This window comes from Sinorhizobium sp. CB7 (assembly GCF_041357635.1).
GTDB lineage: Bacteria > Pseudomonadota > Alphaproteobacteria > Rhizobiales > Rhizobiaceae > Rhizobium.
In genome coordinates this window covers 80,135-92,814 of sequence record NZ_JAULLL010000008.1, presented here as the reverse complement: position 1 = coordinate 92,814, position 12,680 = coordinate 80,135, and the positions used below count along the sequence as shown (strand labels likewise).

Annotated in this window: 9 protein-coding genes; 5 read left to right on the top strand and 4 right to left on the bottom strand. The window is 58.3% G+C overall.

Annotated elements, in window-relative coordinates:
- Positions 1-91 precede the first annotated feature (91 nt).
- Positions 92-283, top strand: coding sequence for a hypothetical protein (locus tag AAE029_RS16415; protein ID WP_371074159.1), 192 nt, complete (start codon positions 92-94; stop codon positions 281-283).
- Positions 284-398: 115 nt separating this feature from the next.
- On the opposite strand, the gene AAE029_RS16410 is transcribed toward AAE029_RS16415, so the two are convergent.
- On the bottom strand, positions 399-1,256 hold the full coding sequence (locus tag AAE029_RS16410; protein ID WP_371073934.1) for a hypothetical protein: 858 nt from the start codon (positions 1,254-1,256) through the stop codon (positions 399-401).
- Positions 1,257-1,588: 332 nt separating this feature from the next.
- On the opposite strand from AAE029_RS16410, the gene AAE029_RS16405 reads away from it, so the two are divergent.
- Positions 1,589-2,824 carry an MFS transporter gene (locus AAE029_RS16405; protein WP_371073933.1) on the top strand — a complete coding sequence of 412 codons (1,236 nt, stop codon included), beginning with the start codon at positions 1,589-1,591 and terminating at the stop codon, positions 2,822-2,824.
- 125 nt (positions 2,825-2,949) lie between these two features.
- Here AAE029_RS16405 and AAE029_RS16400 read toward each other — a convergent pair whose 3' ends face one another.
- Positions 2,950-3,879, bottom strand: a complete 930-nt coding sequence (locus tag AAE029_RS16400; protein WP_371073932.1) for a DMT family transporter — start codon at positions 3,877-3,879, stop codon at positions 2,950-2,952.
- 309 nt (positions 3,880-4,188) lie between these two features.
- Between AAE029_RS16400 and pepN the strand changes: the two genes are divergently transcribed.
- Positions 4,189-6,837: an aminopeptidase N gene (pepN, locus tag AAE029_RS16395; protein ID WP_371073931.1), complete on the top strand. Its 2,649-nt coding sequence runs from the start codon at positions 4,189-4,191 to the stop codon at positions 6,835-6,837.
- 205 nt (positions 6,838-7,042) lie between these two features.
- On the top strand, positions 7,043-9,358 hold the full coding sequence (locus tag AAE029_RS16390) for a PAS domain-containing sensor histidine kinase (protein WP_371074158.1): 2,316 nt from the start codon (positions 7,043-7,045) through the stop codon (positions 9,356-9,358).
- 36 nt (positions 9,359-9,394) lie between these two features.
- Here the strand turns inward: AAE029_RS16390 and AAE029_RS16385 are convergent, their stop codons facing one another.
- Positions 9,395-10,459, bottom strand: a complete 1,065-nt coding sequence (locus AAE029_RS16385) for a glycosyltransferase family 2 protein (protein WP_371073930.1) — start codon at positions 10,457-10,459, stop codon at positions 9,395-9,397.
- 460 nt (positions 10,460-10,919) lie between these two features.
- Here AAE029_RS16385 and AAE029_RS16380 point away from each other — a divergent pair, with 460 nt between their 5' ends.
- The gene (locus AAE029_RS16380) at positions 10,920-12,041 is read left to right on the top strand and encodes a site-2 protease family protein (protein ID WP_371073929.1); all 1,122 of its coding nucleotides are present in this window, start codon (positions 10,920-10,922) and stop codon (positions 12,039-12,041) included.
- A 30-nt stretch (positions 12,042-12,071) separates the two neighbouring features.
- Here AAE029_RS16380 and AAE029_RS16375 read toward each other — a convergent pair whose 3' ends face one another.
- Positions 12,072-12,563: a DUF4142 domain-containing protein gene (locus AAE029_RS16375; RefSeq protein WP_371073928.1), complete on the bottom strand. Its 492-nt coding sequence runs from the start codon at positions 12,561-12,563 to the stop codon at positions 12,072-12,074.
- Positions 12,564-12,680 lie beyond the last annotated feature (117 nt).

Below are 12,680 nucleotides of genomic sequence, written 5' to 3'. Positions count from 1 at the left end.
GCAGTTGCGCGCTGGGGCGCATTGCAAAATGGATGCTGCACTGCAATATAAGCACAGTGTCTTGGGAGGATTCGATACAGGAACCAAGGCCATGATTGCACGCTTTCGTCCTATCCATTGTGGGTTTGAAACCCTCCGCACAGCCAGCGAGCCGGCACGCAGCACGCAGGGCTATCATCGTCTTGGCTTTGCCGCCAATGAGCAGATGATCGCTCGCGGTACCGGCACAAGCCCTCGCACGGCGCGCCCCATAGAGATTTTTGCAGATTTCCGCGAATGCTGAGGAAGCAGACGGATCGTTGATCCGGTCTCTTCCGTCGTTCTGGCTTTCAGAAGACATTTTCATCACGGGCGGCGCCGGGCAATCTGCCCGGCGTTTATTTTGCGCGTTCGCGCCTTCACTCGAGTGCGGATACCGCCCAATGAAAAGCTTCGTCGACAAGGGAAAATTTGATCGCCTGCCACGCGCAGTATTCATCCAGAAAATCGCGCGATAACCAGACATGGGTCTTCCGGCGCTCGCCATGCCAGCCCAGACAGCTCTTTCCCGCTGCCCTTGCAAAGAGACGCTGCAAATGTGTGCGTGAGATCATGAACTGCGACGCCAGTGTCCGGGTATCCACCTGTCCGACGTCAAGGCGCTCGCCATTCGCGCTGGCGAGATCGAGCTTCGAGATAAGATGATCCACCACGAGGCCGCCGGCCTCCGTCCATAGAAAAAGGGCAACCCGCTCCGGCGGCTCCCTCCATGCCGCATTTTCGAGACAGTTCCGGGCAAGCCGCGGCTGCGCCAGGCGAAAAATCTCTGGTCGGGAGCCAAGAATCCGTGCCCGTTCGCCATTGTCCAGCAGGTCGAGTGCGGCGAGATTGGCCGAGAGCCAGCCAACCATCGCGGTACTGCTGACTTCGGCCGGTTCGAACCGGCGCGGCCGTCGCTTAGGTTCGGCCGATGGGCTGATAAACCGATAGGTGGTCAATTCATCAATGAAACTGAGCACCGTATTGCGGCTTGCAATCCTGTGTTTGGTGATTGCCTCCCTGAGACGCACCGCAGTCAGGCCCGATGACGGATCCGACGGATCATATTCGAGATGAAGGGCATAGGCGGTCTGGGTGAGCAGCCAGCGCTGGTGTGAGGCAAGCAGGCGCGCCAGACGCGGTCCGCCATCGAACATGCCGCGTAGCTCGCGGGCAAGGTACTGGAGGCTGGCGGGAAAATCGGAATTCTGAGCGAGTTGCTCCGCCGAGAACGTCATGAAGGCCTCCTCGCGGCGCTTTACTGATCAGCATTCTCCTCTATCCGGGAAAGCTCCTCAGCCTTTCCCGGCTATGATTCCTCTGACAGCATGACTGATAGATATGAGACTAGATGTGAGACTTAATCATTTTTATTATCATCACAATTTTGAGAAACGTTAAATAGCAAGAACTTACTACTAAATTTCAATAGCGGCTTTCCGGCTGAGCGAGGCGAACCGGAAGGGCGACAGGCAAAAAGGCGCCCGCTTTGCGTCCGCCGCTGTCGCAATTGATCGGTCGCAGTTCGTTCGCTAAGAGGACACTGCACCGCAAACATCCGGAAAATCCAATGCTGGCCAGCCTCATCTCAATCGCCAGCCTGATGTTGTCAACGCTGTTGATGATGGTCGGCTACGGGCTCATGAATTTCGTCGTGCCTATCCGATCCGTAGCGGAGGGTTGGACGACGATGACAATCTCCCTCATCGCCACCGGATATACATTCGGCTTCACGATCTCCTGCATCATCACGCCGAAGTTCGTCAAACGGGTCGGGCATGTGCGCGTTTACGGCGCGCTGATTTCCCTCCTGACAATCGGCGTGCTGCTCTGCGCGCTCTGGGTGGATTGGCGCGCCTGGCTGGTCTTCCGCTGCGTCAGCGGCTTCGGCATTGCGGGCAGCTACCTGATCATCGAAAGCTGGCTGAACGAGCGTGTGACGAACGATAACCGGGCGACGATCTTCTCGGTCTATATGGTCACCTGCCTGCTCGGCTCGATCGGCGGACAATATCTCGTGCCGTTGGGCGATCCCAAAACCGCCTGGCTGTTCGTTCTCTGCGGGGTCGTCTTCTCGCTGGCGATGCTGCCGACGGCGCTCTCGACCGCACAGTCGCCAACGCCGATCGCTGAAGCCAAGTTCGATCTGCCAAAGCTCTACCGGCTCTCTCCGATCGCCTTCATCGGCTCGCTGCTATCAGGCGCGCTTTCCGGCACCTGGGGCAGTCTCGGCGGAGTCTACACCCAGAACGTCGGAATGAATACCGCCCAGGGGGCGACCTTGCTTGCCTGCGTGCTTGCGGGCGGCGCTGTCTCGCAGATGCCGATCGGCCGCATCTCCGACATGGTCGATCGGCGCATCGTTATGATCCTGTGCGGCATGGTCGGGGTTGCGGCTTGCGGCGCGATGACCCTTTTCAGCATCGATACGCTATTGGCGCTTTATGTCGCCGGCTTTTTCGTCGGAACGGTGCTTTACCCGATCTATGCCATCAACGTCGCCCATGCCAATGATCGTGCGGCGCCGACCGAATATGTCACGATCTCAAGCGGCATCATGATCCTTTACGGATTGGGCACCGTCTCCGGGCCGCTGATGGGCGGCACGCTGATGCAGGTCACCGGGCCAAACGGACTTCTATGGTTCCTTGCCATCATCTTTGCACTCTACGCCGGCTATGCCGCCTGGCGAATGGGAATGCGCCGGCCAGGCGAAGGACGCGTGGAAAAGACGGACTTTCAGGCAATCGCCGTGCCGGTCAGCGGCACTGATCCGGCAAACAGACCCGGCTCGATATCGCAATAAGGCGGCCGCCTGCCGCAGCCCGGTCAGACGTGTTGGAGCGGTTCAGTTTTTCATGGACCCGCTCTAAGCTCATGTTTTTACGCAATCCGAACGGAAAACCGTTTCACACTTTTCCTGGAATTGCTCTAGGTCCCCGCCTTGCGGGCGGCACGCCTTTCCAGGCCGAGCTGATGCTCGCGATAGATGATGAAAATCCCGGCTGCGACGACGATGGCTGTGCCGGATAACATCGAAAGCGTCGGCACGTCGCCAAAGATCACGTAGGCGACGACCGCTCCGAGAAGGATGGACGTATATTCGAAGGGCGCGATCGTCGAGACGTCGGCGTGGCGATAGCTCTCGGTCAGAAGAATCTGTGCCACCCCGCCGCAAAAACCGGCAATTATGAGATAGACTGACGATTTGAGGGAAAGAAGTTCCCAGCCGAAAGGCAGGGTCAGCAGCGAAAAGAGCGAAGCCGTGATCGAGAAATAGAGGACGATGGTCGCAGTTTTTTCCTCCTCGACAAGACGGCGGACCTGGATCATCGCTGTCGCTCCGAGCACGGCCGAAAGGAGAACCGCGCAAGCGCCGATCGCCTGCTCGGCCTCGACGTCTCCCTCCCGGAAGAGCGTCAATTTGGGCCAAGAGATGATCGCGACGCCGACGATGCCGATGATGACCGCGCTCCAGCGATAGACGCGGACGGTCTCGCCAAGAAAGACCGCAGCAAAGACGACGGCAAAGAGCGGCATGGCATAGCCTAGCGCGATCGCTTCCGGCAAAGGCAGATTCAAAAGCCCGTAGAAGCCGAGCCCCATGGACAGGATTCCGAGCGTGCCGCGTTTGAGGTGTCCGAATGGATTATTGGTATAGAATGCGGTCCGCAATTGCGCCCGATAGGCGAGATAGGCCATGATCGGAAACAGCGCAAAGAACGAACGGTAGAACGTCACCTGCCCAGGGGCGATATCGGTGCCGGCGAGCTTGATACAGGTTTGCATCGCCAGGAAAACAACAACCGACGACACCTTGAGAAGAATACCCTTCATCGGGTTTCTCAAAATCGCATCCATCTATGAAACTCTATGCTGCAGATTGTTGCGGGAACGAAGGAGGGACAGGGCGAGGCATGTTTTTACTCGAAGGCAGGGAATGACGAACGGCAACGCGCCGAATCGATGGAGAAGGGCTGCGAGGTGCAACACACGCTTTACGATAATCGACAAACTGCAGCATGCAAAAAACTGTTTTAACTTTAGTTCAGAATTTAATGTAATTATGAACGGCATACTCTGCAGATGAATTTCCCCAGAACTTCGGTCTGTGTTTGTCGACAATTGATTTACGCGGATTGCCTAAAACAGAGCCTATCAGGAAAGACCATGCGAACAGACAACGGCCAGATTGTGCATCTGGCAGACTACAGGGCCACCGACTTCGTTCTGGAACGCGTGGACCTCACCTTCGAACTGGATCCACAGGAAACGAAGGTAGAAGCGCGGCTGATCTTTCACCGGCGCGAGGGCACCGATCCCACGGCCCCCCTCATGCTTGACGGCGACGAGTTGACATTGGCAGGACTGCTTGTGGATCAGGCGGAGATGCCCTCCGAACAGTATACCGCAACGTCCGACAGCTTGACTGTTCGCGACCTCCCCGAAGCAACGCCCTTCGAACTTACGATCACCACGATCATCAACCCCGAAGCCAACACGCAACTGATGGGTCTTTACCGCACCGGCAACATCTATTGCACGCAGTGCGAGGCGGAGGGCTTCCGACGCATCACCTATTTCCCCGACAGGCCCGACGTTCTTGCTCCCTACACGGTCAACATCATCGCCGACAAGGCGGCCAACCCGCTATTGCTTTCGAACGGCAATTTCCTCGGCGGCGCCAGCTACGGCGAAGGCAAGCATTTCGCCGCCTGGTTCGATCCGCATCCGAAACCGAGCTATCTCTTCGCTCTCGTCGCCGGCGATCTCGGCGTCGTTGAAGATACGTTCACGACCATGTCCGGCCGCGAGGTGGCGCTCAAGATCTATGTCGAGCACGGCAAAGAGCCACGTGCCGCCTACGCCATGGACGCGCTGAAACGCTCAATGAAGTGGGATGAAGAGGCTTTCGGCCGTGAATATGATCTCGATATCTTCATGATCGTCGCCGTCTCCGATTTCAACATGGGGGCGATGGAAAACAAGGGACTGAACATCTTTAACGACAAGTATGTTCTGGCCGATCCCGAAACCGCCACGGACGCCGACTACGCCAACATCGAGGCGATCATCGCGCATGAATATTTCCACAACTGGACCGGTAACCGCATCACCTGCCGTGACTGGTTCCAGCTCTGCCTCAAGGAAGGCCTGACGGTCTATCGCGATCACGAATTTTCTGCGGATCAGCGCTCGCGTCCCGTCAAGCGCATCGCCGAAGTCCGCCATTTGAAATCGGAGCAGTTTCCGGAGGATGGCGGCCCTCTCGCGCATCCGGTCCGCCCCGAGAAATATCGCGAAATCAATAACTTTTACACGACAACCGTCTATGAGAAGGGCAGCGAAGTGACGCGCATGATCGCGACGCTGCTCGGCAAGGAGATGTTCAAGAAAGGCATGGATCTCTATTTCGACCGCCATGACGGCCAGGCGGTCACAATCGAGGATTTCGTGCGCTGTTTCGAGGATGCAGCCGGCCGCGATCTTACGCAGTTCTCGCTTTGGTATCATCAGGCTGGAACGCCTCTGGTTACCGCTTCCGGCAGCTACGATGCCGGCGCGAAAGCATTCACGCTGTCGCTCGAGCAGATGGTTCCGGCCACGCCCGGCCAGCCGAACAAGGAGCCGATGCATATCCCGTTGAGGCTCGCACTTCTGAACGAGAATGGAGCCGAGTTCACGCCCACGTCCGTGGAGGGCGCTGAATTTACAGGGGACGTCCTGCACCTGACGAAGCGGACGCAGACTGTTGTTTTCAAGGGCATATCCACCCGTCCTGTCGTGTCGCTGAACCGCAGCTTCTCGGCACCGATCAACCTGCATTTCAGCCAGGGTCCGGACGATCTGGCGCTGATTGCCCGCCACGAGAGCGATCATTTCGCGCGATGGCAGGCATTGACGGACCTGGCGCTTCCGAACCTGCTTCAGGCTGCGCGAGACGCCCGTGAAGGCAAACCGATCGACTGTGACGACATCTTTGCCGGAGCGCTTCTCGCAGCGGCGGTGGACGAGACCCTCGAACCCGCTTTCCGCGCCCAGGCGCTTGCCCTTCCGAGCGAGGCGGATATCGCCCGCGAGCTGGGTGGCAACAACGATCCGGATGCCATCCATGCCGGGCGCCAGTCCATTCTTACCCAGCTTGCGCAGGCCGGCAGCGAAGCCTTTGCACGCCTTTACGACACCATGACGACGCCTGGCCCCTTCAGTCCCGATGCACAGAATGCGGGCCGGCGGGCACTGCGCAATGCCGCCCTCACCTACCTCTCCCATGCAGAGAATTCTCCCGAACACGCCAAGGCAGCCTTCGACAGCGCCAACAACATGACTGATCTTAGCCATGCGCTGACCGTGCTGGCGCATCGTTTCCCGGAAACCGCCGAGACGGCCGAGGCTCTCGCGACGTTCGAGAAACGCTTTTCCGGAAACGCGCTTGCTCTCGACAAGTGGTTCTCGATCCAGGCAGCAATTCCCGGAGCCGGAGCCCTCGATCGGGTCATCAGGCTCATGGAAAATCCGCAGTTCCAACGCACGAATCCAAACCGTTTTCGCGCGCTCGTCGGCACCTTCGCCTTTGCCAATCCCACCGGCTTCAACAGGGCGGACGGGGAAGGCTATCGTTTCCTGGCTCGCGAAGTCCTTGATGTCGACAAGCGCAATCCGCAGCTTGCTGCCCGCATCCTGACCTCGATGCGGTCTTGGCGTTCTCTGGAATCCGCACGTGCCGATCACGCGCGCTCCGCGTTGATGGAAATCGACCGGGCGGCGGGCCTTTCGACGGATGTACGCGACATCGTGGAGCGGACCTTGAAGGGGTGATTCCGGCTTCGACCTTCCGTAGAGTCAGGTGTCCCGCGTCTCGCCCCCCGGCGCGAGGCAGCCGCGCGAATCACAGCGAAAACTCAGGACTCATAAATACTTAACAGAAATTTACCGTCCCCTCTGGACAAGGCGAATCACCGATGATTCATTAGGGTAGATTCGGGCGAGCGGCGCAGCGAATCACACGAGGGACAATATGGAAATGGCGGACGTGCGGCGGGTAACCGCGGCCGAAGGGCGGCTGCGTGTCGATTTTAGCAGGCTGAAAGCGTGGCAGGGAAATCTGTCCGATCGCGGCGGCACCCGCCCGGAAGCCTCCCGGAACTTCCGCCGCGCCGAAGCCGTCCTCAAGCGCGCCATTCCGCTCCTGATTCTCGCCTTTCTTTTCGTCGTGGCCGCATCCCACTTTTTCGGCATGATCTCGGAACATAATCGCATGGGAGAGGCAGCGCGGCATACGACTGCGCTCTCGGCCGCTGCAGCTTCGGCCGCATTCGCGGATGCCGCCGACCTCTTCGACACGGGGAACCGAACCGAAGCCGAAAATCGTCTTGCAACCTACCTGCCGCAGGACCGGATGGACACCGGCGCTTTCGTGTTGATGGTAAAGCCGAACGGCACTGTGTTCGGCTCCTCGGCGGCCGGTTCGTCCTATGTCGGGCAAACGGTTTCCGAATTCTTTCCGGAGGTATCCACCGTCAGGCGTTTCGGCGATCGGGCCGGCGTTATCGAGACCCGGATCGATGAGTCGCCGTATTACGTGACGATCTCGCTCATCGGAACCAAGGGCGGCTTCATCATATCGGCGACGTCGCTTGAACAGATCAGCGCGCTCTGGCGCGAAGAACTGACGCTGAACGTCACGCTGTTTGCCGGCATTTCCTCCATTCTGCTCGTCATCCTCTATGCCTACTACACGCAGGTCAAACGGGCCCGCGATGCGGACGAGATCTTTCTGGAGTCCAATCTGCGCGTCGAGACGGCGCTGTCGCGTGGGCGCTGCGGCCTGTGGGACTTCGATTTCGCTAGCAGAGAATTCTTCTGGTCGCGCTCGATGTACGACATGCTCGGGCTTCCCGCCTCCGACCGCATGCTTTCCTTCGGCGATGCCATCCGGCTGATGCATCCCCATGACAGCGGCCTCTACGATCTTGCGCGGCTGGTCGCGAGAGGCAATGCGAGCCAAATCGATCAGGTTTTTCGCATGCGGCATGCCAGTGGCCACTATGTCTGGATGCGGGCTCGCGCCCAGGTCATCCGGACGCATTCTGGCCAGATGCACATGATCGGCATTGCCATGGACGTCACCGAACAGCATCGGCTTGCACAACGCTATGCAGAGGCGGATCAGCGCCTTGCCGATGCCATCGAATGCACGTCCGAGGCCTTCGTCCTGTGGGACAAGAACGATCGCCTCGTCATGTGCAACGCTCATTTCCAGCAGGCCTATGGCCTGCCGGATAACGTGCTGGTCCCAGGTACGGAGCGCAATGTCGTCAATGCGGCAGCCGCACGGCCAGTGATCGAGCGACGCATCGCGGCGGCGGACGGCTCCGGCTATTCGCGGACGACGGAAGTGCAGCTCGCGGACGAACGCTGGCTGCAAATCAACGAGCGGCGCACCCGCGACGGCGGTCTCGTTTCAGTCGGCACCGACATCACGCTTCTCAAGCGTCACCAGGAACGTCTACGCGATTCCGAGCGCCGTCTGATGGCGACGATCAACGATCTTTCCGCTTCGCGCCAGACGCTCGAGAGGCAGAAGGCCGAGCTTTCAATCGCCAACGCCAATTATCAGGCGGAAAAGGAGCGCGCGGAGGCGGCCAACAAGGCCAAGTCGGAATTCCTGGCCAACATGTCGCATGAGCTGCGCACGCCGCTCAACGCCATTCTCGGCTTCTCCGAAATTCTGAAGGACCAGATGTTCGGTCCGCTCGGATCGAGCAAATATAACGAATACGCCAACGACATTCATGACAGCGGCAAGCACCTTCTGAACGTCATCAGCGACATCCTCGACATGTCGAAGATCGAGGCTGGTCACATGAAAATCTTCCGTGAGAAGATCGACCTTGCGCCGCTGATCGAGGAAAGCCTGCGTTTCACTGCCATCCCGGCCGCCAAGAAGAATATCATAGTCCGGCAGCGCATCTCATCTGGCGTAACGGTGATGGCGGACAGGCGGGCAATGAAGCAGATCCTGCTCAATCTTCTTTCCAATGCCGTGAAGTTTACCAATGAGGACGGCGATATAGCGGTGCGCAGCCGCACCGGCCCGGACGGCATCATCATCACGATCGCGGATACCGGCATCGGCATTCCGAAGGCAGCGCTGAGCAAGATAGGTCAGCCCTTCGAACAGGTGCAAAGCCAATATGCCAAGAGCAAGGGGGGCTCGGGCCTCGGGCTCGCCATCTCCCGTTCGCTGACCGTCCTGCATGGCGGAGGCATGAAGATCCGTTCACGCGAAGGCGTCGGGACAGTGATCCGCCTGCACATTCCCAACCAGGAATGCTAAAAAAGCTTCCTGCATTCGCATGGCCGCTCACAAAACCTATCCCATGGCATGGCGAATAGTCTTTGAAAGGCGCAGCAGGAAGGCGGGCCTCGATGAGGCGACGAGCTTCCATGACAAGATCGTTTTCGCCATGCGACGAGGAAGGACGCCGACGGAAAGAAACCATGCCGCCAGCATTGCGCGGCGTCTTAAGGAGGCGTTCATTTCCAAGCTGGCGACGGCGCCGGCGGTCGCCAGGACAAGCCTGGAATCGCCGGCCACGGGGTGCCGCTGCCTGTCCACGCAAAGCGATGCCAGTCGCTCTTCCAGATGGACAGGATCACGGAGATTGACGTCCGGTGGTACCATCAACCCGATCTCAGCTGCCTGATCCGACAATGCCTCCAGCCGATGAAAATCATGCTCCACTCGCCAGCGTGCGCGTTGGCCGAGTTTTTCTGCAAAGACCGAATGATTGGTGCCGTGGATGCGATAGGCACCCAGGCAGGCGTCAATCGACGTCACCTTTCCATGGAGAGGCGCCACGGTGATCAGATAGCCATCAGCGCCTTGCCGGAAATCCTTCTCCGGGATCGGCATGATCACATCCAAAGCCGATCGCTTGAAGGCCAGACCGCTTGTGACGCTGGTCTGATACCGTCCTCTCTGTAGCAGCTTCGGCCTGACATCGCCCGAGTCGAACGATAGTTCCGGAGGCGGAAACACATCCTTTACGTGTAGATCTTCGTCGACGATGTGCGATCTGAACTGCACCTGGACAGTTCCGGCCTCCCAGGCATCGACTACTTCGGATATCGCATTTGGATATAGGTAATCATCGGCATCGAGAAACAGCACGATCTCGCCCCGGCTCGAGGCAAAACCGGTGTTGAGCGCCGCGGCATGCCCGCCGTTGCTCTCCCTCAGGCATGTCTTAATTCGCGACCCATAGGTGCTAAGAACGTCGGCCGTGTCATCGGTCGACGCATCGTCGACGACGATGGCTTCTGCATTCTCGTAACTTTGCTCCAACGCGCTATCGATGCAGCGCTTCAGGAAGCGCGCATAGTTGTAGTTCACGATGACGATGGAAACTGGAATACGGTCTGGGATGGAATGCATCGCATTAAACCTCGCAAATCTGCTTTGGTCGCGGCGAACCTTCTCATTCAGGTCCTTATCGATTGATACCCGTCTCGGGCCAGCACGGCGCTTCAAAACCGAAAAAGCCGCCGCTACAGACATGCTGACACCAACGGGTGGCGAGAATCATGTTTGGTCTGTCTGCGTCGTCACGAGCCTCTCCAGTTTTATGGCTTTTGAATGACCCTGCGCCGCCCAAGTCCCAGGCTCGATGTTGTGAACCACACGGCCTAACTGTAAATATTGCTCTGTAAAGCAACTATATTGCTGCATGCTCAATCGAAAAATGATGCCAGATGTCGGTCCGGATTCCGGAAGCCCGGATATGGCAATATCTGCTGGATACACCACTTTGATGACGCTCAAAGACTGATAGTCGGCGAGATGATTTCCTACATACGGAGCAGTACCGGAACGAACGACAGCGAGGCGGTATCGAATGGGCTGGTCGTTAAAGATTGGAACGATTGCAGGTACAGCAGTACGTGTGCACATCACGTTCACGCTGCTGCTGATCTGGATATGGCTGATCCATTATCGGATCGGCGGGGTGCCGGCGGCATGGGAAGGCGTCGCCTTCATCATAGCCGTTTTCGCCTGTGTCGTGCTGCATGAGTTTGGTCATATTGCCGCAGCGCGGTTTTTTGGTATCGCGACACCGGACATCACGCTGCTGCCGATCGGCGGCGTGGCCCGCCTCGAACGCATGCCCGAGAAGCCCGGCCAGGAATTCGTGATCGCCATCGCCGGTCCGCTGGTGAATGTGGCGATCGCAGCCTTGATCTTCATCGTGCTCGGCGCATCGACGAGCTTAACGCAGATGGCGGCGCTCGAGGATCCGCGTGCCGGTTTTCTGGCCAGATTGGCCGGGGTCAACATCTTCCTCGTGCTGTTCAACATGATCCCTGCTTTTCCAATGGATGGAGGCCGGGTGCTGCGCGCCGCCCTCGCCTCGCGGCTCACCTGGTCACGCGCAACGCAGATCGCAGCCACGATCGGCCAGGGGCTTGCTTTTGCCTTCGGTTTTTTCGGCCTGCTTTACAATCCGATGCTGATTTTCATCGGTATCTTCGTCTATCTTGCCGCGGCGGCGGAGGCGCAAAACGCGCAGATCCGCGAAATATCGACCAGTGTTCTGATCGGAGACGTAATGGTCACTGAATTCGCGAGACTTCAGCGTTCCGCGAGTATCGACGAAGCAATCGAGGCACTGCTTGCAACTACCCAACGCGAGTTCCCCGTCGTCGATTCCTCCGATCGCTTCGAAGGCCTGCTGACGCGCGACGACATGATCAGAGCCCTGAAGGACAAAGGACCAAATACGTCGGTCGTAAACGCAATGCGCGTCGACATACCGAAAATTCACTATCGCAGACGCCTGGAAGAGAGTTTGCAATTGATGCAGCAGACAAATGTGCCTGCCGTCGCCGTGGTGGATGGGATGGATCGCCTCGTCGGTCTCATGACCCATGAAACGATCGGCGAAATGATGATGGTTCGCGCCGCCGCGGCGGGCGGTTTTCGCTTCGGCCACTTGCGCGGAAACAGAGCCGGACCATAGAGCTCTGTATCGCGCCGAACTCAGACGTGCTCAATGCGCGTTCAGGGATTGCGCAAGTTCCAGATGCCTCTGCAGCATCGGCAATGCCTTCCCGGCAAGCACCGGAACCGGCCTATTGCCTTCGCCTGCCTTTTCCTTGAACGCAGCAATATCTTTCTCGTGAGCCGACACCATGAAGCTCACGAACTCTTTGTCGAACTCAGGTCCGGTCATTCCCTTCAACTTATCAAGCTCTCGTTGCGCATCTTCCGTCAGATTGCCGGAAACCTTTGCTTCAAGATCTGCCGTGAGAGCGGCGGCCTCGGCTTTCGCCTTGCGGTGATCATCCACCAAAGTCTGCCCGAACGAGCGTACGCCGTCACTCGCTCCCTTCTGAACAGCCAACTCACCAAGCGCGATTTCCGCATTGTCGGTCTTGATCGCATTACTCAGAAACTGCTTGTCGCTCTCTGCCATCGCGGACGCGGCCACGAAGCACCCGATTGCCAATACTGCTCCGGCAAGCATCAGTTTAAGTCCCATCACGACACCTCATGTTTTGAGCGGTCCGGCACCATTTGATCGAACCTATCCAGATGAATGTTGTTCGTGAATTGATTCCGTCCAGGGTGTCGGATGACCGCGCCCAGCAACCGGCAA

Excerpts from the sequence above, each read along its gene's own strand:
- AAE029_RS16415 (WP_371074159.1), top strand. The coding sequence starts at position 92 with ATGATTGCACGCTTTCGTCCTATCCATTGTGGGTTTGAAACCCTCCGC.
- AAE029_RS16410 (WP_371073934.1), bottom strand. The coding sequence starts at position 1,256 with ATGACGTTCTCGGCGGAGCAACTCGCTCAGAATTCCGATTTTCCCGCC.
- AAE029_RS16405 (WP_371073933.1), top strand. The coding sequence starts at position 1,589 with ATGCTGGCCAGCCTCATCTCAATCGCCAGCCTGATGTTGTCAACGCTG.
- AAE029_RS16400 (WP_371073932.1), bottom strand. The coding sequence starts at position 3,879 with ATGGATGCGATTTTGAGAAACCCGATGAAGGGTATTCTTCTCAAGGTG.
- pepN (WP_371073931.1), top strand. The coding sequence starts at position 4,189 with ATGCGAACAGACAACGGCCAGATTGTGCATCTGGCAGACTACAGGGCC.
- AAE029_RS16390 (WP_371074158.1), top strand. The coding sequence starts at position 7,043 with ATGGCGGACGTGCGGCGGGTAACCGCGGCCGAAGGGCGGCTGCGTGTC.
- AAE029_RS16385 (WP_371073930.1), bottom strand. The coding sequence starts at position 10,459 with ATGCATTCCATCCCAGACCGTATTCCAGTTTCCATCGTCATCGTGAAC.
- AAE029_RS16380 (WP_371073929.1), top strand. The coding sequence starts at position 10,920 with ATGGGCTGGTCGTTAAAGATTGGAACGATTGCAGGTACAGCAGTACGT.
- AAE029_RS16375 (WP_371073928.1), bottom strand. The coding sequence starts at position 12,563 with ATGGGACTTAAACTGATGCTTGCCGGAGCAGTATTGGCAATCGGGTGC.